We start from the raw sequence: 20,339 nt of genomic DNA, 5'->3' as shown, positions 1-20,339 counted from the left end.
AGGCTCTGAGTCGTTAGCTGGCCGCGTGCGGCGGGCCGTTGACGAGAGACAACGCCGCCAGGCGTGGGCGCAGGGCCGACGCGGCCAGGTCGCACAGCCAGCCCACCGTCCAGCACAGCCAGCCCGTCCACAGCGTGTGGCTCATGAAGTGCGCGCCCCGCACCTGCTGGGCCCCGCCCAGCGCCAGGCCCGCGAGCACTGCGCCCGCCAGCCACCAGCGTGCGGCAATGGGGGCTTTGCGGCGCAGCACGAAGTAGCCCCCAACGAAGGCAAACCCTGCTGAGGCATGGCCTGCCGGAAAACAACGCCCGCCGCCACCGTCGATCACCCCCAGCGCCCAGTGGGAGGCATAGCGCGCCACGCCGCCGAACTCCGCCAGATCCCAGGGGCAGCTGGTGGTGCTCAGGTTCTTGCCCACGCTCACGGCCGCCAGCGCCAGCAGGGCGCTCAGGGCCATCTGCAGGCGCTCACCCGCATCCAGCCGCCGCAGCACGCCCTGGGGCCACCACACCCCCAGCGCCAGCAGCAGCACCAGCAGCCACCCCAGGCGGCGCCCGCCTTCATGGAGCACCTGCACAAAGAACCAATGGTCCCGCAGGGGGAATCCGGTGTCCGAGCCAAACAGGCGGGCCAGGGGAATGTCCTGCGCGCCCAGGTCCCAAGCCACCACGGCGGCCAGGAGGCAGAGGGTCCACAGGAACAGGGTGTGGTGGCGGCGGGCCGAACGGCGGGACGGGGGCTGCGTGGTCATCATCCCCGGGACCATAGGGCCCGTCACTTAACACCGTCTTAATGGCCCCCGGTGTGCGGCACCCGGTGACAATGGCGCCATGCGAATACTCGTTGTCGAAGACGATGCGGGCATTGCCACGGGCCTGCGCACCAACCTCCAGCAGCGTGGCTATGCGGTGGATGTGTGCGATGGCGTGGCCAGCGCCTGGGGGGCATTGCGCGCAGAGCGTTTTGATGCCGTGCTGCTGGACCTGGGGCTGCCCGATGGGGACGGTGCGGAGCTGCTGCGGAGGCTGCGCCTGAGCCCGGCTGCGGGAGCGGCGGCTGCAGCGGCCCTGCCCGATCCCTCCACCCCTGTGCTCATCGTCACGGCCCGCGACCAGGTGCACCAGCGCATTGCGGGGCTGGACGGGGGCGCCGACGACTACCTGGCCAAACCTTTTGACATGGACGAGCTGGATGCGCGCCTGCGCGCCCTGCTGCGCCGGGCTGCAGGCCGCGCGTCGCCCACCATCCGCCATGGCGACATCGAGATGGACCCCGCGGCGCGCACCGTGCACCAGGGCGGCAGGCTGGTGGAGATGTCGCCCCGGGAGTTTTCGGTGCTGCTGGTGCTGCTGGAGGCGCGGGGGCGGGTGCTGTCGCGCCAGCAGATCGAGGAGCGCCTGTACAGCTGGGATGCGGCCATCGAGAGCAATGCGGTGGAGGTCCATATCCACCATCTGCGGCGCAAGCTGGGCAGCGCCTGTATCCAGACCATGCGCGGCGTGGGCTACTTTATGCCCCAGGAGGCGGCCGCATGAGCGCCGCCGCACCGCCCAGCGCCGGTGTGCGCAGGCCGTCGCTGACCCGCCAGCTGCTGCTGTGGTCGCTGGGGGCGCTGGTGCTGGTGTGGGGCAGCTTTGTGTTCATGGGCTACCAGACGGGCGTGCACGAGGCGGACGAGCTGACCGACGGGCACCTGGCCAGCGTGGCCGCCCTGCTGCTGAACCTGCGTGCCAACGAGTTGGGCGAGGCGCCCCAGGTCACCCCGCGCGTGGCCACGCCCTGGCTCAAGTCGCACGACTACCAGCAATCACTCAGCGTGGTGCAGTGGGATGCACAGGGGCGGCTGTTGCACCACAATGGCTCGGCGCCCATGCCCGCCTTCAGCGCTGCCGAAGGGTTTGCCAACATGGCGCTGGGGGTGGAGGGCGTGGTATGGCGCAGTTTTTCGCAGTGGGATGCAGCCCGCGAGCGCAAGGTCATGGTGCTGCTGGAGCTGCGCGAGCGGGACGAGCTGGCCCAGGACATTGCCGAGCAGATGATTGAACCCGGCCTGTGGCTGCTGCCTGTGGTGTCCCTGGCCCTGGGGCTAGCGCTGTGGCGCGGCCTGCGCCCGCTGTATGCCTTGTCGGCCGATGTGGCGGCGCTGGACCCCGCCAGCACGCAGCGCCTGGCCTCGCGCCATGCCTGGAGCGAGTTCGAGTCGGTGGTGGCGTCGATCAACACCCTGCTCGACCGGCAGCAGGCCGCCATGGTGCGCGAGCGCCGGTTGGCCAACGAGGTGGCCCACGAGCTGCGCACGCCGCTGTCCTCTATCGCTCTGCAGGCCAGCGCCCTGGGCGGAGCGCTGGACGCAGACGCCCGGGCCCAGGCCATCGCCCGCATTGGCCAGGACGCGCTGCGGGCGGGGCATGTGCTCAACCAGCTGCTGGCCCTGGCGCGTGCCAGCCGGGCCGAGCTGCACGAGGCCAAGGTGCCGGTGGACCTGTGTGCCGTGGCCCGCCAGGTCTGCGCTGACTTTGCCCAGGCGGCCTGGCAGGGGGGGGATGACATCGCGCTGTCGGCGCCACAGGCGCTGTGGGTGTCCGGGCATGTGCTGCTGCTGGACATTGCGGCCCGCAACCTGGTGGAAAACGCGCTCAAGCACACGCCGGACGGCACCCACATTGCCGTGCAGGTAGGGGCATCCGAAGGGGGCGGTGCATGGCTGCAGGTGTGCGACGACGGCGCCCGCAGCCGGGACGATGGCCCCCCAGCCGAAGGTGCGGGAAGCCCCCCGGACAGCTTGCATCTGGGCCATGAAATCCTGCGGCGGGTGGCAGACATCCACGGTGGCGAATTCGGCCCGGCGCCCGCCGTGCCGCCCTTTACCACCTGTTTCCGGTTGGATTTGCCTCCTTCGGCTGTCACGCCCCCCGGTTAAAATCACGGGTTACCAAGCGGTTACCACCGCCCAGCCCGGCTCACAGCGCCTTCCCCAACCCTCAACGGACCCCACGACCATGCCTCTCGTTTCGATGCGCGAACTGCTCGACCATGCCGCAGCCAACAGCTACGGCATCCCTGCCTTCAACGTCAACAACCTGGAGCAGGTCCAGGCCGTGATGGCCGCCGCCGACGAAGTGGGCGCCCCGGTCATCCTGCAGGCCAGTGCCGGTGCCCGCAAGTACGCGGGTGAGCCCTTCATCAAGCACCTGATCCAGGCGGCGGTCGAGGCCTTTCCTCACATCCCGCTGGTCATGCACCAGGACCACGGTACCTCGCCCAAGGTGTGCGCTGGCGCCATTGACCTGGGCTTTGGCTCGGTGATGATGGACGGCTCGCTGATGGAAGACGGCAAGACGCCCTCGTCCTTCGAATACAACGTGGAAGTGACCCGCAAGGTCGTGGACATGGCCCACAAGGTCGGCGTCACCGTGGAGGGTGAACTGGGTTGCCTGGGCAACCTGGAAACCGGCGAAGCCGGTGAGGAAGACGGCATCGGCGCCGAGGGCAAGCTGGACCACAGCCAGATGCTGACCGACCCCGAAGAAGCGGCCGTGTTTGTGAAGGCCACCCAATTGGATGCATTGGCCATTGCCATCGGTACCAGCCACGGCGCCTACAAGTTCAGCCGCAAGCCCACGGGCGACATTCTGGCCATCAGCCGCGTCAAGGAAATCCACAAGCGCATCCCCAACACCCACCTGGTGATGCACGGCTCTTCCTCGGTGCCTGCCGAGCTGCTGGCCATCATCAACCAGTACGGCGGCAAGATGAAGGAAACCTACGGCGTGCCCGTCGAGGAAATCCAGGAAGCCATCAAGCACGGCGTACGCAAGATCAACATCGACACCGACATCCGCCTGGCCATGACCGGCGCGGTGCGCAAATTCCTGGCCGAGAACCCCGACAAGTTCGACGCGCGCGAATGGCTCAAGCCCGCCCGCGAAGCCGCCAAGCAGGTCTGCAAGGCCCGCTACCTGGAGTTCGGCTGCGAAGGCCAGGGCGCCAAGATCAAGGGCCACAGCCTGCAGGTGGTGGCCGCCCAGTACGCCTCGGGTGCGCTGGCCCAGGTGGTGAACTGATTCTCCCGGCACAGGCCCCCGCAGGGCCCTGCACAGCCTGGCTGCGTTCTGCAGCCAGGCTTTTTTTTGCCTGAACGGGACGTGGGCTGGGGAGTTCCCTCTACATCAGACAAAGGCGACAGCGATAAGAATTTCTTCATGTAAGCTCGCGGTCAGCTTTTCCGGAAGGGGCTGTGCAGGGTCTGATACCAGGGCGTGCACCGCAAATACCTCACCGGTTTTGCTCTACCCGAACGGAATGGGGTGGCATTGGATGGGATGATGGAAGGCGAATCCGCATGAACCTTTTTCTATGACTCTGATGATTTCGAAGTTCCGGTATCTGTTGCCCTGCGCCCTGGCTGTCCTGGTGGCTGGATGTGCGCCGTTGACTGTTCCGCCCAAGGCGGAGTACCCCGTGGGCCGTGCGCGCCTCGTGCTGCCGCCGGGGGCCTGGCAAGACCTGGGCTCCACCGACGAAGCCCGTGCCACGCTGCAAACCCGGGCCGTGGGCCTGAGCGGTGCGCAAGGGGAATGGCTGGCCGTGCTGCGTGTGCAGACCAACCGCACTGGCGACCTGGCCGGGTTTCCGATCGGGCCCGGTGACTGCCCGCTCCAGCAGAATGTGACGGTGGTGGATGCTGCGGCTGGCAGCCCAGTGCGTGCAGACTGCTTGCGCCTCAAGAACTGGGGAAGCAGCGCCCAATGGCTCGAAAAGAACCGCCCCGACCTGGCCCAATGGCTGAGCGGCCGCCAGATCATGCTGAAGCAGCCGTATTCGTACCTGAGCTACCGCTACGCCACCCCCACTGGCGCCTGGGTGGTGGTGGATGCGCTGGTGGACCAGCGGCTGCTGGGCACCCGGCCCCGCAACAACGAAGAGTTCCTGGTCGCGGGACGGCCCGCCCAGCAGTGGGGCCAGGATCTGGCCCAGGCCGCACGCCTGAGCGTCAGCATGATGGACGGCTACCTGGCCGTGCCGCCGTTTCCGTTTGCCGAAGCCGCATCCAAAAAATAAGCGGCGCAAACAGGCAGTCGAACAATAAAACAGTAAGACAACACGAGAGAGGGAGATTCACCATGGGCGTGATCCTGCAAATTCTGGGGCTCATCATCACCTTCACGATGGCGATGGAGGCCCTGCGCCGCTTCGGCATCGATGTGGGCTGGCTCAACCCGCTGGCCTTTTTCCGCCGCCGCGCCTGGGCCAAGAAGGTAGAAACGCCGCCCCTGTATGCGCTGGAGCACCCGGTGGATGTGGTGGCGGTGATGGCGTTGGCCATGGTGCAGGCCACGGGCGCCGTGACCCTGGAACAGAAAGAAGGCGTGCAGGCCCTGCTGCGCCAGCACCTGGGCCTGGGGGACGCCGATGCGAACAACCTCTGGGTGGCCAGCTCCCACATGCTGCGAAACCGCGCGCTGGCACCCACTGAGGTGCCTGCTGTACTGGAGCGCAGCATCGAAAAGTTCACCGATTACCACGTACAGACCCTGCGCTCCGTGATGCAGGGCGCGGCGCAGATCGTGCCCCCGGCCAGCGTTGCGCAGCAGCAGCTCCTGGAGGCCGTGGACGCCTGCTTTGCCAAGAAGCAGGCCGCTGCGCGCCCCTGGGCGGGCTGACGCTGCGGCAGGCGCACCGGCCTCTGGAACACAACGATTTCATAACTTCGAGGAGACCTCCCATGCAGACCAGCCCCGTCCCGCAGCCGCAGCGCATAGGCATCCCCAGGGAAACCTTCCCTGGCGAAAAGCGTGTGGCCACCGTGCCCGATGTGGTCGAAAAGCTGGTCAAGCTGGGCTTCACGGTGGCCGTGGAGTCGGGGGCCGGGGAGGCCGCCAACTTCAGCGATGACGCCTACCGCGCCGCAGGGGCGGAGGTGGTGAACGGTGCTGCCGCACTGTGGGCCGGGTCGGACATCGTCTTCAAGGTGCGCCCACCCAGCAGCGACGAAGTGGTGCTGATGCGCGAGGGTTCCACCCTCATCGACTTCATCTGGCCCGCGCAGAACCCGGATCTGATGCAGCAACTGGCGGCGAAAAAGACCACGGTGCTGGCCATCGACTGCCTGCCGCGCACGCTCTCGCGCGCCCAGAAGATGGACGCGCTCACGTCCACCGCAGGCGTCAGCGGCTACCGCGCCGTCATCGAGGCGGCCAACGCCTTTGGCCGGTTCTTCAACGGCCAGATCACGGCCGCAGGCAAGGTGCCACCGGCCAAGGTGTTCATCGCAGGCGCTGGCGTGGCGGGCCTGGCGGCCATCGGCACCGCAGCCAACCTGGGCGCCATCGTGCGGGCCAACGACACGCGCGCCGAGGTGGCCGACCAGGTCAAGTCGCTGGGTGGCGAGTTCGTCAAGGTGGACTATGAGGAGGAAGGTTCGGGCGGCGGCGGCTATGCCAAGGTCATGAGCGAAGGCTTCCAGGCTGCGCAGCGCAAGATGTATGCGGAGCAGGCCAAGGACGCGGACATCATCATCACCACCGCACTGATCCCTGGCAAACCCGCCCCCAAGCTCATCACCGCTGAAATGGTGCAGAGCATGAAGCCCGGCAGCGTGATCGTGGACATGGCCGCCGAGCAGGGCGGCAACTGCGAGCTGACCGTGCCCGGCGAGGCCGTGGTGCGCCACGGCGTGACCATTGTGGGCTACACCGACCTGGCTTCGCGCCTGGCCAAGCAGTCGTCCACGCTGTATGCCACCAACCTGCTGCGCCTGACGGAGGAGCTGTGCAAGGCCAAGGACGGCGTGGCCGTGGTCAACATGGAGGACGATGCGATCCGTGGCCTCACCGTGGTCAAGGACGGCGCCATCACCTGGCCCGCCCCACCGCTCAAGCAGACACCCGCCCCTGCGCCCAAGGCCGCTGCGGCGCCTGTGGAGCAGAAGAAGGGGGGGCATGGCCATGGCAGCAGCGCGCCGCTGCCCGCCAAGACATTGGCGATCCTTTTTGCCGTAGCCGCCGTGGCTTTCTGGTTCATCGGCACCTATGCGCCTGCTGCGTTCCTGGGCCACTTCACCGTGTTCGTGCTGGCCTGCTTCATCGGCTACATGGTGGTGTGGAACGTGACGCCCGCGCTGCACACGCCGCTGATGAGCGTGACCAACGCCATCTCCAGCATCATCGCCATCGGTGCGCTGGTGCAGATCGCACCGCCCGAAGCGGGTGTGAACGGGCGGCCTGACGGGCTCATCCTCTGGCTGGCCTTTGCAGGCACCGTGCTCACGGCCATCAACATGTTCGGCGGCTTTGCGGTCACGCGCCGCATGCTGGCCATGTTCCGCAAGTAACTCCACCACAACAAGAACACAAGGAGCACAGAACATGTCCCAAAGTCTCGCCACCGTTGCCTACCTGGGCGCGGCCATTTTGTTCATCCTGAGCCTGGGCGGGCTCTCCAACCCCGAAACCTCGCGCCGGGGCAATCTGTTCGGTATGGTCGGCATGGCGCTGGCCGTGCTGGCCACCGTGTTTGGCCCACGTGTCAGCGCCTCCGGCATGGCCTGGATCGTGGGCGCGCTGGTGATTGGCGGCGGCATTGGCCTGTATGCGGCCAAGGTCGTCAAGATGACCCAGATGCCCGAGCTGGTCGCACTCATGCACAGCCTGGTGGGCCTGGCCGCCTGCTTGGTGGGGTTTGCGAGTTACGTCGATACCTCGATCCAGCTGCAAGGGGCCGAAAAGATCATCCACGAGGTGGAGATCTACGTCGGCATCCTGATCGGCGCGGTCACGTTCAGCGGCTCGCTGATCGCCTTTGGCAAGCTCAACGGCAAGATCGGCGGCAAGCCGCTGCTGCTGCCCGGCCGCCACTGGATGAATCTGGCCGCGCTGCTGATCGTGATCTGGTTCGGCCGTGAGTTTTTGCGCGCCGAAACGGTGGAGCAGGGCATGTTGCCGCTCACGGTGATGACGGTGATTGCGCTGCTGTTCGGCATCCACATGGTGATGGCCATCGGCGGCGCCGACATGCCGGTGGTGGTGTCCATGCTCAACAGCTATTCGGGCTGGGCGGCGGCGGCCACGGGCTTCATGCTCAGCAACGACCTGCTTATCGTGACCGGTGCGCTGGTGGGCTCTTCGGGCGCCATCCTGTCCTACATCATGTGCAACGCGATGAACCGCAACTTCATCAGCGTGATTGCCGGAGGGTTTGGCTCCGGCGGTGGCGCCCCCGCCAAGAAGGGCGATGCTGCCGAGCCGCAGGGCGAGGTGGTGCCGGTGGCGGCCACGGAAACGGCCGAGCTGCTGCGCGATGCCAAGAGCGTGATCATCGTTCCCGGCTACGGCATGGCCGTGGCCCAGGCGCAGCACACGGTCAACGAGATCGTGAAGACCCTGCGCGAGAAGGGCACGAACGTGCGGTTTGCGATCCACCCGGTGGCAGGCCGCATGCCCGGCCACATGAACGTGCTGCTGGCCGAGGCCAAGGTGCCCTACGACATCGTGATGGAGATGGACGAGATCAACGAAGACTTCCCCGAAGCCGACGTGGCCATGGTCATTGGCGCCAACGACATCGTGAACCCCGCCGCGCAGGACGACCCCACCAGCCCGATTGCCGGCATGCCGGTGCTCGAAGTGTGGAAGGCCAAGACCTCGATCGTGATGAAGCGCTCCATGGCCTCGGGGTATGCGGGGGTGGACAACCCTCTGTTCTACAAGGACAACAACCGCATGCTCTTCGGCGATGCCAAGAAAATGCTCGACGAAGTGCTCGCCGCGCTCAAGGGCTGACGGGCATAATTCACCAGTGGAAAAAAGCACGACCGTGCTGAAAATGGCGGCACGGTCCAATCACCGCCACTAAAAACTTACCAGGAGACAAAACACATGACCGACCGCCCATGGCTGGCCGCCTATCCGCAAGGGGTTCCCGCCGACATCGACACCTCGCAGTACACCTCCCTTGTCGCCCTCATGGACGAGGCGTTCAAGAAGTACGCCGACCGTGTGGCCTACAGCTTCATGGGCAAGGAGGTCACCTACGGCCAGACCGACTCGCTCTCCAGCGCGTTTGCGGCCTATCTGCAGAGCCTGGGCCTGGTCAAGGGCGACCGCGTGGCCATCATGATGCCCAACGTGCCGCAGTACCCCGTTGCCGTGGCCGCCGTGCTGCGCGCAGGGTTTGTGGTGGTCAACGTGAACCCGCTGTACACCCCGCGCGAGCTGGAGCACCAGCTCAAGGACTCGGGCGCCAAGGCGATCGTCATCATCGAGAACTTCGCCGCTACGCTGGAGCAGTGCATTGCGCACACGCCCGTCAAGCATGTGGTGCTGTGCGCCATGGGCGACCAGCTGGGCCTGCTCAAGGGCGCGCTGGTCAACTACGTGGTGCGCAACGTCAAGAAGATGGTGCCCGCCTACAACCTGCCGGGGGCCGTGCGCTTCAACCAGGCCGTGGCCCAGGGCACGCGCAGCACGCTCAAGAAGCCCGACATCAAGCCCGACGACATCGCGCTGCTGCAGTACACCGGCGGCACCACGGGCGTGAGCAAGGGTGCGGTGCTGCTGCACCGCAACATCCTCGCCAACGTGCTGCAGTCCGAGGCCTGGAATTCGCCCGTGATGAGCAAGGTGCCAGCAGGCGAGCAGCCCACGGCCGTGTGCGCGCTGCCGCTGTACCACATCTTCGCGTTCACCGTGAACATGATGCTGAGCATGCGCACGGGCGGCAAGACCATCCTGATCCCCAACCCGCGCGACCTGCCTGCGGTGCTCAAGGAACTGTCCAAGCACACCTTCCACAGCTTCCCGGCCGTGAACACGCTGTTCAACGGCCTGGCCAATCACCCCGACTTCAACACCGTCAACTGGAAGAACCTCAAGGTCTCGGTGGGCGGTGGCATGGCGGTGCAGGGTGCCGTGGCCAAGCTCTGGCTGGAGAAGACCGGCTGCCCCATCTGCGAAGGCTACGGCCTGTCGGAAACCAGCCCCTCGACCAGCTGCAACCCCGTGACGGCGACCGAGTACACCGGCACCATCGGTGTGCCGATCCCGGGCACCTACATGAAGCTCATCGACGATGAGGGCCGCGAGATCACCACGCTGGGCGAGCCGGGCGAAATTGCCATCAAGGGCCCGCAGGTGATGGCGGGCTACTGGCAGCGCCCCGACGAGACGGCCAAGGTCATGACCGACGACGGCTACTTCAAGTCTGGCGACATTGGCATCATGGATGCGCGCGGCTTCTTCAAGATCGTGGACCGCAAGAAGGACATGGTGCTGGTCAGCGGCTTCAACGTGTACCCGAATGAGGTCGAAGAGGTGGTCGCCAACTGCCCCGGCGTGCTCGAATGCGCCGTGGTGGGCGTGCCCGACGAGAAGACCGGCGAGGCCGTGAAGCTTGTCATCGTGAAGAAAGACCCGGCGCTCACCGAAGCCCAGGTCAAGGAGTTCTGCCGCCGCGAACTCACAGGCTACAAGCAGCCCAAGGTGATCGAGTTCCGCACCGAGCTGCCCAAGACCCCCGTGGGCAAGATCCTGCGGCGCGAGCTGCGCGACAAGAAGTAACCCCGGGCGTGGCGGCGCGCGGGCTTTTGCGCGCCACAATCCCCAGGCGGCTTCGGCCGCCTTTTTTCATGGCCGCGCCACGAGCGGCTGCTGCTGTGCGCCCCGGTGCCATGGCAAGTTTGAGGGTTTTTGTATGAGTACCGCCATCCTGAGTGCATTGACCGAAGAGCAAAGCTCCCTGGTCGAGCACCTTGCCCACCCGCAGCGCGTGATGCACGCAGGCCGCGCCTTCTGGCGGGGCGAGCTGCACGACCGGCCGGTGGTGCTGGCGTTGTCGGGCATCGGCAAGGTGGCGGCCGCCACCACGGCCACGGCGCTGATCGAGCATTTTGGTGTGGCACGCATCGTGTTCACCGGGGTGGCCGGGGGGGTGGGGGACGGGGTGAACGTGGGCGACGTGGTGGTGGCGCAGGACTACATCCAGCACGACATGGACGCCTCGCCCCTGTTCCCGCGCTGGGAGTTGCCGGGCTATGCGCGCAGCCGCCTGCCTTGCGACCCGGCCTTGACTGCTCTGCTTTTGGAAGCGGCAAAGGCATGTGTAGCGGGCGGTAGCAGCCCATTTGACTTGAAAAAATCGCCCGGTCAGGTGTCCCACCGCGTGCACCACGGCCTGGTGGCCAGCGGCGACCGCTTTGTCTCGGCCGCTGCCGAATCCACCCAGCTGCGCGAAGCGCTGCGAGGCGCCGGGCACGATGTGCTGGCCGTGGAAATGGAAGGCGCTGCCGTGGCCCAGGTCTGCCAGGACTACGGCCTGCCCTTCGCCGCCGTGCGCACCATCTCCGACCGCGCCGACGACACCGCCCATGGCGACTTCGCACTGTTCGTGCAGACCGTGGCCAGCCGCTATGCCGAACACATGGTGCAGACGTTGCTTCAAAAGCTATAAATTCGATAGCTTAAAAGGCAATATGGACGCGCGCAGAGGCCGATTTTTGCTCAAGTTTTCAGCAAACAATCCGCCTGCGGTGTCCGTCGTAGCAGCACCAGGCCAAGGGCGCGCCCCATACCAGCGCCACCGAGGAACCGGCTTTGCCGGGCCTCGGGTGGCGTCCCCCCTCGGGGGGGAAGGCGCGCAGCGCCACAGGGGGGCTACTTCAACCAGCCGCGCTTGCGGAAGTACCACATGGGCCCCAGCGCACTGGCCAGCATCAGCCCCAGCGCATACGGGTAGCCCAGCGACCAGTCCAGCTCAGGCATGAACTTGAAGTTCATGCCGTACACGCTGGCAATCAGCGTGGGCGGCAGCAGTGCCACGCTGGCCACCGAGAAGATCTTGATGATCTTGTTCTGGTTGATGTTGATGAAACCGACCGTGGCGTCCATCAGGAAGTTGATCTTGTCGAACAAAAACGCCGTGTGGTTGTCCAGCGATTCGATGTCGCGCAGGATCTGGCGGGCCTCCTCGAACTGCTCGGCGTTGAGCATCTTGGAGCGCATCATGAAGCTCACGGCGCGGCGCGTGTCCATCACGTTGCGGCGGATGCGGCCGTTCAAGTCTTCCTGGCGTGCAATGGCGGCCAGCACCTCGCCCGCACGGGCATCGGTCACGTCGCCGGCCAGCACCTGGGTGCTGACCTTTTCCAGCTCGTCGTAGATGCCTTCGAGCGTGTCGGCCGAATACTCGGCGTCGGCGTCGAACAGCTTGAGCAGCACTTCCTTGGCGTCCTCGATGAGGCCGGGCGCGCGGCGCGCGCGCATGCGCAGCAGGCGGAACACGGGCACGTCTTCGTCGTGGATGGAGAACAGCACGCCCCGGCTCTTGAGGTTGGTGTTGTGCTGGTTCAGGATGAAGGCCACGCGCACTGAGCGTGGGTCTTCGTCGTCGTCGATCAAAAAGTCGCTGCGGATGTGCAGCTCGCCGTTGTCTTCTTCGTAGAAGCGGGCGGATTCCTCGATGTCCTCGTCCATCGCATCCTCGGGGATGGACAGTCCGTAGTGCTGTTTGATCCAGCGTTTTTCTTCGAGCGTGGGGGCTTCCAGGTCCACCCAGATCGGCTGGAACTTGGTCAGCTCTTCCAGGGACTCGATTTCTTCCTGGAACAGCCGGCCATTGGCGAGCGTAAAGATGTTGAGCATGGGCTCACTCCCTTGTGTGTGGCAACTGCGGTGTGGGGGTCTGGGTTGCTTTCAACCCCCACCGGCGGGCCGGGGAGCTGAAAGCTACCAACTCGGGTAGGTTTCCAAGGAGCTGTCTCCGTCAAAAATGGACAAGTCGCGGATTATGGCACTGGCAGGGCGCCGGGCGGCCACGCCAGGCGGGATCACGCGCCGCGAGCGCCACGCACCAGGGCCAGTGCGTGGCACAGATCGGCCCAAGCGGCGGCCTTGGTGTCTTGTGAACGCAGCAAAAAGGCCGGGTCGTAGGTCACCACCGCAGGGCAGCCCGCCAGCTGGTGCGGGCCCGCCCGCAGGCGGCCCAGCGGCTCGGTGCGGCCCAGCGCCGCGCGGGCAGCGACATGGCCCAGCACCAGCACCATGGCGGGCCGCAGCGTGGCCACGGCATCGGCCAGGGTGGCGGGGATGTGGGTGCTGGCTTCGGTGCCGGGCGCGGGCCGCTCCAGTGCTGCGAAGTACACGCGCGGGTGCTTGTGCAGCTGCATGGCGCGCAGCATGTTGTCGAGCAGGCGCCCGGCATCGCCGCCCAGTGGGTCGGCGGGGGTCGGGCTCTCCGCCACGATCAGCCAGCCGCTGCCCAGGTCCGCCGGCGTCTGCGCCGGGTCGGCCGTGGGATACAGCGCCCGGGGGGCATGCAGCAGCAACGCCGGGGCGCCCGGGCCTGCGGCAGGCGCGGCCAGTTGGCTGGCGGGTGGTGTGCGTGGTGTGGTGGCGGGCTGGGGCGGTGTGCTGCGGGGCGCTGCCACCACGGGGGCCGGGGCGGGCAGGGGGGCTGCCTGGGGGGCGGCCGGGTGGCGGGCCTCCACAGGGGCGACAGCGGGGGCCGGTGAGGCGGAGGCGGTTGCCGGTGGCGGGCCCCACACGGTGACCCCCATTTCTTGCAGCATGGCGCGCTGGCGCGCATCGAGGTGGAGGCTCATACAGGCAGGCAATCGGTGGGTTCTTGGCGGTTGGGTCAGCGGGCAGTCATAGCCCCAGGCTCATGACCACGGCGTCCTCGCGCTGGCCATGGTCTGCCGGGTAGTAGCGTTTGCGGTCGCCCACGCGGCGGAAGCCGTGGGTCTGGTAGATGGCCTGGGCGCGCAGGTTGCTTGCACGCACCTCCAGCCACAGCCACTGCGCGCCACGCCCGCGTGACCACAGGGCCAGTGCATCGAGCAGCACACGTGCCCAGCCCTGGCGCTGGAACTCGGGGGTGACGGTGATGTTGAGCAGGTGCACCTCGTCCACCCCCATCATGGCCACGAAGTAGCCCAGCAGGTGGTCTCCCGCCATCAGCACCTGCGCCTGGTAGCCCGATGCCAGGGCGTCGGTGAAGTTGCCACGCGTCCAGGGGTGCGAGTAGGCGCGCTGCTCCACCGCCAGCACGGCGTCGAGCCGGTCCAGCGTGAGCGCTTCAAAACGCGCCTCGGGGCGTGCCGAGGCCGTGTCGCCTGCAGCCGAGGAGGAAGGGGTGGGCAAGGCGCTCATGCGGGGCTCGGGGGCGTGGCCACGGCCTGGGCGGCGCGCAGCGCGGCGCGTTCGGCGGTGGTTTGTGCCACTTTATCGCGGATGTAGCGCGGCAGCGCATCGCTGGCGGGCACGGCCGCCCCGGCGGCGATCAGCGCGGGCGCCAGGCGCAGCATCGCGGTGGCGGTGGGCAGGGCGGCGACATGGCGGGCGCCCGCCGCCAGCCGCTCGCCATAGGGCGCTTGGGCATTGCCCGCCACCGTCCAGCCTGCGGGCACCTGCACGGATTCAGGTTTGCCCAGGCCAAAGTCGGCGTCGGCCACCCATTGGCCACTGGCCGCCTGCAATCCCGGCACATATTGGCAGCGCGTGTGGTAGACCTCATCCATGCGCGCATCGAGCACGGCCACCACCTGGGTGCAGCCATGCTGTTGGCGGGCTTCCTCGGCCACGGCGAGCAGGGTGTCCACCGGCAGCACGGGCACGCCCTGGCCGCCGTGCGCACCGAAGGCCAGCCCCTGGGCCACGGCGCAGGCGGTGCGCAGGCCGGTGAACGAGCCGGGGCCCCGCCCGAAGGCGATCACATCCAGCGTGTCGAACGACAGGCCCGCCTGCTCCATCAGAGAGCGCAAGGCAGGAATCAGCGTGGCCGAGGCCTGCGCGCCGCCAGGCCCCTGGTGTTGCCAGACGCCGTCGCCGTGCTGTACGGCGATGGAGAGGGTGTCGGTGCTGGTGTCGAAGGCGAGCAGGTTCATGGGCCGGGGGGTGTCTTGTGCATGTGCGGGAACGTGGTTTCAGGGAACGGCGCGGCGCGGGGCGGCGTTGGCCGGGGCAGCCGGGGCCGGGCTGGCGCGCAGCACGCCCACAAGGATACCGGCGGTCACCAGCAGCAGCCCGGCGACAAGGCTCCAGTGCATGGGCTCGCCCAGAAACAGCACGGCGCCCATGGCAGACAGCCCGGGCACCAGCGCCGTGATCATGGTGGAGCGCACCGGCCCGAAGTGCTGGATCATGCGCGTGAACGCAATGCCCGAGATCACCACCGAGCCCCCGCCCTGGAATGCCATCTGGAAGGCGATCTCGGTCCACGGCGCCTGGGCCAGGTGGCTGGTGACCGCGCCCAGCGCAATCAGCACGGCGTAGGCGGGCACATACACCATGCATGCAAACGCGGTGATGGCGATGGTGGCCTGTACTGCATCCACCGCATGGCGCCGCGCCAGCACGCTGTAGGTGGCCCAACAGGCTGCGGCCAGCATGAACAGTAGGTCTCCTTTCCAGACATCACCGCCCGAAAAGGCCGCCAGCAGGCTGCGCCCTCCCACCAGCAGGTCGCCTGCCACGATCAGCGCTAGCCCGGCGGCGCGCAGGGGCGTGATGTGGTCGCGCAGCAGCCAGGCGGCCAGCAGCGCCGTCCACAGCGGCAGGCTGCCGGGCATGAGCACCGAGGCATGGGTGGCCGGTGCATGGAAGAACCCCGCATAGGCCAGCAGCGCATAGAGCAGGCCGCCAAACAGCCCCAGCAGGGCCGTGGTGCGCAGCGAAAGGGGCGAGATGCCCGCCAGGCTGGAGGGCGGGGCGGATGCCCCCAAAGCCTGCACGCGCCGCCGCACCATCCACCAGCCCCAGGGCAGCAGCACCAGGCTGGCGCCGGTGATGCGCAGCAGGGCAATGTCAAACGGCGTGAGCGTGCGCTGGGCCGAGGCGCGGGCAATGACGATGAAGCCCGTCCAGATGGTGACCGTCACAACGGCTGCCAGCAGGCCCACGGCGCGAGGAGAAAAAGGCATGGGGGGATTATCGGTGGGCGCTGGGGGCGGTGCTGGCGGCGCTCGTGGCGGGGCGCGTGGGCGGCCGGTAGCGGGAGATAGACTTCCGCCATGCTGTCTGTTCCTGTTGTCTGGCGCTGTACCGCGCCGCGTGGTGTGTTGCTTGGGGCCATGTTGTGGCTGGCGTTGGCAGGAGGCGCGGGCGCCCAGGCACCGGCGCCTTCGCCCAGCCCCTTGCCCGCAGAGGTGGAGGCCGCCCTGGCCCGGGCCCGGCTGCCCCGCGAGGCGCTGTCGGTGCTGGTGGTCGATGCCCAGGGCAGCGCACGCACTGCCCCCCGCCTTGCGCACCGTGCCCAGGTGCCCGTCAATCCGGCATCGGTGATGAAGCTGGTGACCACTTACGCCGCGCTGGAGCAGCTGGGCCCGGCCTATGTGTGGAACACCCCGGTCTATCTGCAGGGCACGGTGCAGGACGGCAGCCTGCGTGGCAATGTCTACATCCAGGGCCAGGGTGACCCCAAGCTGGTCATGGAGCGCCTGTGGCTGCTGATGCGGCGCTTGCAGGGCCAGGGCATCCAGGTCATCGTGGGCGACATCGTGCTGGACCGCACGGCGTTCGACCTGCCCGAGCAGGACCCGGCGCGTTTTGATGGCGAGCCGCTGCGCCCCTACAACGCAGCGCCTGATGCCTTGCTGCTTAACTTCAAGTCGTCGGTCATGACCTTTGTGCCCGACGCCGCCACCGGGCTGGCACGCATCCAGTACGACCCGCCGCTGGCTGGGGTGCAGCGCCAGGCCACGGTGGCGCTGGCCGCACCGGGCACCGAATGTGGCGACTGGCGGGGCGCCCTGCGGGCCGAACTGTCCGACCCTGCCAAAGTGGGTTTTCAGGGCGTGTACCCGGCTGCGTGCGGCGAGCGCGCGTGGCCCGTGGCCGCGGCCGACCCGCGCGGTTTTGCGGCGCGTGCGGTGGAGGGCATGTGGCGTGAGCTGGGCGGCAAGCTCACGGGCACGGTGCGCGACGGCAAGGTGCCTGCGGGCCTCAAGCCCGCGTTTGTTGTTACCTCCCCCGCATTGGCCGAGGTGGTGCGCGATGTGAACAAGTACAGCAACAACGTGATGGCGCAGCAGGTGTTCCTGACCCTGGCGCTGCAGAAGAACGGTGTGGCGACCTACGACAGTGCGCGTGAGGCGCTGCGCCAGTGGTGGCAGGGCCGCCTGGGCGACGTGGAGCAGCCCCAGGTGGACAACGGGGCAGGCCTGAGCCGCGATGCCCGCCTGACGGCCCAGGCGCTGGCCCGCATGCTGCAGGTGGCCTGGGCATCCCCGTCCATGCCCGAGCTGCTGGCCTCGCTGCCCATCTCGGGGGTGGATGGCACGCTGCGCCGCAGTCAGAGCCGCGCGGGCACCGCCCACCTCAAGACGGGCAGCCTGCGCGATGTGATGGCCATCGCTGGCTATGTCCACGCAGCCAGCGGACGCCGCTATGTGCTGGTGGCGGTCGTCAACCATGCCAGCGCGGGCGCCGCGCGGCCCGTGCTCGACAGCCTCATCGACTGGACCGCGCGCGACCAGTGACTGGACAACCCAACCCTCGGCGCAGCCCGGCTGCCCCGCCCACCATGCAACTCCCAGAACTCATTGGCTATCTGGCCGCCACCCTCACCACCTGCAGCTTCGTGCCCCAGGCACTGCAGACCTTTCGCACACGGGACGTGAGCGGCATCTCCCTGGGCATGTACAGCGTGTTCACGGCCGGGGTGGCCCTGTGGCTGGTCTACGGGCTGGCCCTGGCCGCCTGGCCCATTGTGGTCGCCAACGCCATCACGCTGGCGCTGGCCGGCACCATTTTGGGCATGAAGGTGCGTTACGGCGTGCGCGGCGCAGGTTGACCAGGGCGGCCGCCCGGCGGCGGCTGTCGCGCAGGTGTCATTGGGCCCGGTTTCACGCGTTATCCCCTATGGATGCTGCAGCGCAGGTGCGCGCACGATGCATCGTTTTTCACTGACCCGAGGGACCCATCCATGAACTACTTCCGTCTTACCTGTGTTGCCGCCGCTGCGCTTGTGCTTGTTGCCTGCGGGGGCTCCGACGACCCGGTGCGTGGCGCACTGATTGACCCGCCCGCCACGGTGACCACGCTAACCGCTGCGCAGATCGACGCGAGCACGTCCAGCGCAGGGCTGCAGGCCCTCACCGGCAAGGCCAAGTGCGATGTGAAGGTGGTGGCGCTGAACTACGCCACCGTGGGCGCCAAGAGCGGTGAAAACACCAACGCATCGGGCGTGATGCTGGTGCCCGGCGGCAGCTGCACCACGGCAGCGCCGCTGGTGGCCTATGCCAAGGGCACCGATGTGCAGAAGCCCCGCACGCTGGCCAACCCGCAAGACACCGAAACCTTCCTGCTGGCCGCCATGTACGCAGCCCAGGGCTATGCCGTGGTGGCCACCGACTACCTGGGTTTTGCCAAGTCCACTTACAGCTACCACCCTTACCTGCATGCCGACTCCGAAGCCACCTCTGTGATCGACTCGGTGCGTGCCGCGCGCAACGCAGCGGGCACCGTGGGGGCCAATCTGTCGGGCAAGGTCATGTTCACGGGGTACTCGCAAGGCGGGCATTCGTCGATGGCGGCCCACCGTGCCGCCGAGCGTGACTACGGCGCGGAGTTCAACGTGGTGGCGGGCGCCCACCTGGCGGGCCCCTACAACCTGTCGGGTTCGCTGCGTATTCCCGATGCGATTGCGGGCGTGCAGTTCTTTGTGCCCTACCTCGTGACCTCGTGGCAGAAGGTCTATGGCAATGTGTACACCGACGTGAAGCAGGTCTTCAAGGCGCCGTACTCGGGCTATATCGAGAACCTGCTGCCCAACCCCACGATGAACTACACCACACTGCTCACCTCGGGCACTCTGCCTGCGGGCACGCCCAATCAGGCGCGTGACGCGCTGTTCCAGTCCGACTTCATCACGGGCTCGCAGACCAGCACCACCCACCCGCTGTACCTGGCGGCCAAGAAGAACGACCTGCTCGGCTGGAGCCCCAAGGCGCGTGTGCTGCTGTGCGGCGGTGCGGGCGACCCCACGGTGCCCCCCGCCGTACACCAGGCCGTCATGAAGGCCGACTTCGACAGCCGGGGCCTGACCAACGTGAGTTCGGTGGACGTGGACGCCGCCATCCAGGCCACCTTCGGCCCCGGCGGCAAGGCGCCCACCGACCCCACCTCGGCAGCATTCGCCACCTATTACGGCGCCTACCACGGCACCTACGAGCCACCGTTCTGCCACGCACAGGCCCGTGCCGTGTTCGACACGGTCAAGTAAACCGCCTGGGGCCCCCTGGACCCTGTGCCCCTGTGGTGCAAAGCAAAAAGCCGACCCGAGGGTCGGCTTTTTTGTGGCTGCAGTCCTGGCACATCCGCGCGCGGCGGCCAGGAATCCAGTCCTGTTACCAGCGTGCGCGCAGGCGGTCGTAGGCGTAGGTGCCGAACTGGCGCTGGGCCGACGGGGTCAGGTACACGGAGTCGGCAAACACGTAGGCGGCCTGGTTGGCGCCCGACAGCAGCGTGGAGCTGTTGCACAGGGCGGAGTTGACCTTGCCTGCGCCGATGCCGATGCCGTTGTTCGCGTCCACCGAGGTGCACACGGCCGTGGTGGCGTTGTTGAAGCCGTAGTTGCCGGGCACGCTGGTGTACAGGTTCACGTAGTAGGCCGAGTCCACGTACAGCACGTTGGCGCCCAGGTCCACGATGCCCACCAGCAGGCCATCGTTGAAGCGGCTGCTCGCGTCGGTCAGCAGGGCTTCGCGGCCAATCGATTTGGCCCAGGGACTCTTGCTCAGGTCGTACGTGCCGGTCACCACCACATACTTGGCACCGGCCGCCACCAAGCGGCGCACCTGGGCGGCCAGGTCTTCACCCGCCTTGCGCGCGGCGGCCACCATGGCGGCCTCGGTCTGCGTGCCTGCGGTCACGGCGGCCATGCCGGCGATGACGTCGCTGACACCACCGCTCACGATCACCACGTCGGTGTTGGCAAAGCTTCCGCCCGCCAGGAAGGTGTCGATCTGCTCGGTGATGGTGCGGGTGCTGGCGTTGCCTGCGGCGTCGGGCTTGGCGCTGACGCGGGCGTTGCCCGTGGCGTAGCTGGTGCCGCCTGCGGATGCAGGGGTGAGGGTCTTGCCGTAGTTGGCGACCACCTGCAGGGTCCAGTTGTTGACGCTGCCGTCGTTGACGGTGTAGCGCGAGCCGTTTTGTCCCACATCACTCATGGCATCGCCAAACGCGATGAAGCGCTGGGGCGTGATGGCCGATTCAGTGGTGCTGGAACCGCAGGCCGCGAGCAACGCGGCCGATGCACATGCGGCGACCATGACGGTGCGGCGCATCCAATTTGCTGCCATGTATTTCTCCAGAAAAGTGGGGGGTAGTTTAACGACGCAAAGTCAA

At 67.3% G+C, this 20,339-nt stretch carries 19 protein-coding genes; 12 read left to right on the top strand and 7 right to left on the bottom strand.

The features are described 5' to 3' along the window. Positions 1-13: 13 nt before the first annotated feature. A complete protein-coding gene (locus ACYZGB_RS00285) occupies positions 14-754 on the bottom strand; it encodes a phosphatase PAP2 family protein (RefSeq protein WP_462386116.1) in 741 nt (246 codons plus the stop codon). 76 nt (positions 755-830) lie between these two features. Here ACYZGB_RS00285 and ACYZGB_RS00280 point away from each other — a divergent pair, with 76 nt between their 5' ends. The 9 genes from ACYZGB_RS00280 to ACYZGB_RS00240 all read left to right on the top strand — a co-directional run bounded on the left by ACYZGB_RS00280 (position 831) and on the right by ACYZGB_RS00240 (position 11,445). Continuing rightward, a complete protein-coding gene (locus tag ACYZGB_RS00280; protein ID WP_462386115.1) occupies positions 831-1,535 on the top strand; it encodes a response regulator transcription factor in 705 nt (234 codons plus the stop codon). Next, entirely contained in the window at positions 1,532-2,920 is a 1,389-nt protein-coding gene (locus ACYZGB_RS00275) for a histidine kinase dimerization/phospho-acceptor domain-containing protein (protein WP_462386114.1), read from the top strand. The genes ACYZGB_RS00280 and ACYZGB_RS00275 overlap by 4 nt, the downstream gene beginning before the upstream one ends. A gap of 79 nt (positions 2,921-2,999) precedes the next feature. Beyond that, positions 3,000-4,064, top strand: a complete 1,065-nt coding sequence (gene fba / locus ACYZGB_RS00270; RefSeq protein WP_094291852.1) for a class II fructose-bisphosphate aldolase — start codon at positions 3,000-3,002, stop codon at positions 4,062-4,064. A gap of 292 nt (positions 4,065-4,356) precedes the next feature. Further along, positions 4,357-5,061, top strand: a complete 705-nt coding sequence (locus ACYZGB_RS00265) for a hypothetical protein (protein WP_462386113.1) — start codon at positions 4,357-4,359, stop codon at positions 5,059-5,061. 62 nt (positions 5,062-5,123) lie between these two features. Then, on the top strand, positions 5,124-5,663 hold the full coding sequence (locus tag ACYZGB_RS00260) for a phenylacetic acid degradation protein (protein ID WP_462386111.1): 540 nt from the start codon (positions 5,124-5,126) through the stop codon (positions 5,661-5,663). Positions 5,664-5,725: 62 nt separating this feature from the next. Continuing rightward, on the top strand, positions 5,726-7,333 hold the full coding sequence (locus ACYZGB_RS00255; RefSeq protein ID WP_462386109.1) for a Re/Si-specific NAD(P)(+) transhydrogenase subunit alpha: 1,608 nt from the start codon (positions 5,726-5,728) through the stop codon (positions 7,331-7,333). A gap of 34 nt (positions 7,334-7,367) precedes the next feature. Next, positions 7,368-8,780 (top strand): Re/Si-specific NAD(P)(+) transhydrogenase subunit beta, encoded by a 1,413-nt coding sequence (pntB, locus tag ACYZGB_RS00250; RefSeq protein ID WP_063461708.1) that lies wholly within the window; start codon positions 7,368-7,370, stop codon positions 8,778-8,780. 96 nt (positions 8,781-8,876) lie between these two features. After that, a complete protein-coding gene (locus ACYZGB_RS00245; RefSeq protein WP_462386108.1) occupies positions 8,877-10,556 on the top strand; it encodes a long-chain-fatty-acid--CoA ligase in 1,680 nt (559 codons plus the stop codon). Between the two features lie 133 nt (positions 10,557-10,689). Then, positions 10,690-11,445 carry a 5'-methylthioadenosine/adenosylhomocysteine nucleosidase gene (locus ACYZGB_RS00240; RefSeq protein ID WP_462386107.1) on the top strand — a complete coding sequence of 252 codons (756 nt, stop codon included), beginning with the start codon at positions 10,690-10,692 and terminating at the stop codon, positions 11,443-11,445. Between the two features lie 203 nt (positions 11,446-11,648). Here ACYZGB_RS00240 and corA read toward each other — a convergent pair whose 3' ends face one another. The 5 genes from corA to ACYZGB_RS00215 form a co-directional block, all read right to left on the bottom strand. After that, a complete protein-coding gene (gene corA, locus ACYZGB_RS00235) occupies positions 11,649-12,635 on the bottom strand; it encodes a magnesium/cobalt transporter CorA (RefSeq protein ID WP_063461711.1) in 987 nt (328 codons plus the stop codon). 185 nt (positions 12,636-12,820) lie between these two features. Beyond that, complete coding sequence (locus ACYZGB_RS00230; protein WP_462386106.1) at positions 12,821-13,594, bottom strand: uracil-DNA glycosylase family protein; 774 nt, start codon at positions 13,592-13,594, stop codon at positions 12,821-12,823. Positions 13,595-13,640: 46 nt separating this feature from the next. Beyond that, on the bottom strand, positions 13,641-14,144 hold the full coding sequence (gene rimI / locus ACYZGB_RS00225; protein ID WP_462386105.1) for a ribosomal protein S18-alanine N-acetyltransferase: 504 nt from the start codon (positions 14,142-14,144) through the stop codon (positions 13,641-13,643). Then, positions 14,141-14,878 carry a tRNA (adenosine(37)-N6)-threonylcarbamoyltransferase complex dimerization subunit type 1 TsaB gene (gene tsaB / locus ACYZGB_RS00220; RefSeq protein WP_462386103.1) on the bottom strand — a complete coding sequence of 246 codons (738 nt, stop codon included), beginning with the start codon at positions 14,876-14,878 and terminating at the stop codon, positions 14,141-14,143. Before tsaB ends, rimI begins: the two co-directional genes overlap by 4 nt. Positions 14,879-14,917: 39 nt before the next feature. Next, complete coding sequence (locus ACYZGB_RS00215; RefSeq protein ID WP_462386101.1) at positions 14,918-15,913, bottom strand: DMT family transporter; 996 nt, start codon at positions 15,911-15,913, stop codon at positions 14,918-14,920. Positions 15,914-16,003: 90 nt separating this feature from the next. Here ACYZGB_RS00215 and dacB point away from each other — a divergent pair, with 90 nt between their 5' ends. The 3 genes from dacB to ACYZGB_RS00200 all read left to right on the top strand — a co-directional run bounded on the left by dacB (position 16,004) and on the right by ACYZGB_RS00200 (position 19,215). Then, on the top strand, positions 16,004-17,470 hold the full coding sequence (gene dacB / locus ACYZGB_RS00210) for a D-alanyl-D-alanine carboxypeptidase/D-alanyl-D-alanine endopeptidase (RefSeq protein WP_462386100.1): 1,467 nt from the start codon (positions 16,004-16,006) through the stop codon (positions 17,468-17,470). A 44-nt stretch (positions 17,471-17,514) separates the two neighbouring features. Next, positions 17,515-17,784: a SemiSWEET transporter gene (locus tag ACYZGB_RS00205; protein ID WP_063461717.1), complete on the top strand. Its 270-nt coding sequence runs from the start codon at positions 17,515-17,517 to the stop codon at positions 17,782-17,784. Positions 17,785-17,916: 132 nt separating this feature from the next. Continuing rightward, positions 17,917-19,215: a lipase family protein gene (locus ACYZGB_RS00200; RefSeq protein ID WP_462386099.1), complete on the top strand. Its 1,299-nt coding sequence runs from the start codon at positions 17,917-17,919 to the stop codon at positions 19,213-19,215. Positions 19,216-19,339: 124 nt separating this feature from the next. On the opposite strand, the gene ACYZGB_RS00195 is transcribed toward ACYZGB_RS00200, so the two are convergent. Beyond that, positions 19,340-20,293 (bottom strand): SGNH/GDSL hydrolase family protein, encoded by a 954-nt coding sequence (locus ACYZGB_RS00195; protein WP_462386098.1) that lies wholly within the window; start codon positions 20,291-20,293, stop codon positions 19,340-19,342. Positions 20,294-20,339: the final 46 nt, after the last annotated feature.

The sequence above is a fragment of the Acidovorax sp. Q11 genome (genome assembly GCF_054950075.1).
The sequence above is the reverse complement of the archived record's forward strand: the minus strand, read 5'-3'. Positions and strand labels throughout refer to the sequence as shown.

Excerpts from the sequence above, each read along its gene's own strand:
- ACYZGB_RS00285 (WP_462386116.1), bottom strand. The coding sequence starts at position 754 with ATGATGACCACGCAGCCCCCGTCCCGCCGTTCGGCCCGCCGCCACCAC.
- ACYZGB_RS00280 (WP_462386115.1), top strand. The coding sequence starts at position 831 with ATGCGAATACTCGTTGTCGAAGACGATGCGGGCATTGCCACGGGCCTG.
- ACYZGB_RS00275 (WP_462386114.1), top strand. The coding sequence starts at position 1,532 with ATGAGCGCCGCCGCACCGCCCAGCGCCGGTGTGCGCAGGCCGTCGCTG.
- fba (WP_094291852.1), top strand. The coding sequence starts at position 3,000 with ATGCCTCTCGTTTCGATGCGCGAACTGCTCGACCATGCCGCAGCCAAC.
- ACYZGB_RS00265 (WP_462386113.1), top strand. The coding sequence starts at position 4,357 with ATGACTCTGATGATTTCGAAGTTCCGGTATCTGTTGCCCTGCGCCCTG.
- ACYZGB_RS00260 (WP_462386111.1), top strand. The coding sequence starts at position 5,124 with ATGGGCGTGATCCTGCAAATTCTGGGGCTCATCATCACCTTCACGATG.
- ACYZGB_RS00255 (WP_462386109.1), top strand. The coding sequence starts at position 5,726 with ATGCAGACCAGCCCCGTCCCGCAGCCGCAGCGCATAGGCATCCCCAGG.
- pntB (WP_063461708.1), top strand. The coding sequence starts at position 7,368 with ATGTCCCAAAGTCTCGCCACCGTTGCCTACCTGGGCGCGGCCATTTTG.
- ACYZGB_RS00245 (WP_462386108.1), top strand. The coding sequence starts at position 8,877 with ATGACCGACCGCCCATGGCTGGCCGCCTATCCGCAAGGGGTTCCCGCC.
- ACYZGB_RS00240 (WP_462386107.1), top strand. The coding sequence starts at position 10,690 with ATGAGTACCGCCATCCTGAGTGCATTGACCGAAGAGCAAAGCTCCCTG.
- corA (WP_063461711.1), bottom strand. The coding sequence starts at position 12,635 with ATGCTCAACATCTTTACGCTCGCCAATGGCCGGCTGTTCCAGGAAGAA.
- ACYZGB_RS00230 (WP_462386106.1), bottom strand. The coding sequence starts at position 13,594 with ATGAGCCTCCACCTCGATGCGCGCCAGCGCGCCATGCTGCAAGAAATG.
- rimI (WP_462386105.1), bottom strand. The coding sequence starts at position 14,144 with ATGAGCGCCTTGCCCACCCCTTCCTCCTCGGCTGCAGGCGACACGGCC.
- tsaB (WP_462386103.1), bottom strand. The coding sequence starts at position 14,878 with ATGAACCTGCTCGCCTTCGACACCAGCACCGACACCCTCTCCATCGCC.
- ACYZGB_RS00215 (WP_462386101.1), bottom strand. The coding sequence starts at position 15,913 with ATGCCTTTTTCTCCTCGCGCCGTGGGCCTGCTGGCAGCCGTTGTGACG.
- dacB (WP_462386100.1), top strand. The coding sequence starts at position 16,004 with ATGCTGTCTGTTCCTGTTGTCTGGCGCTGTACCGCGCCGCGTGGTGTG.
- ACYZGB_RS00205 (WP_063461717.1), top strand. The coding sequence starts at position 17,515 with ATGCAACTCCCAGAACTCATTGGCTATCTGGCCGCCACCCTCACCACC.
- ACYZGB_RS00200 (WP_462386099.1), top strand. The coding sequence starts at position 17,917 with ATGAACTACTTCCGTCTTACCTGTGTTGCCGCCGCTGCGCTTGTGCTT.
- ACYZGB_RS00195 (WP_462386098.1), bottom strand. The coding sequence starts at position 20,293 with ATGGCAGCAAATTGGATGCGCCGCACCGTCATGGTCGCCGCATGTGCA.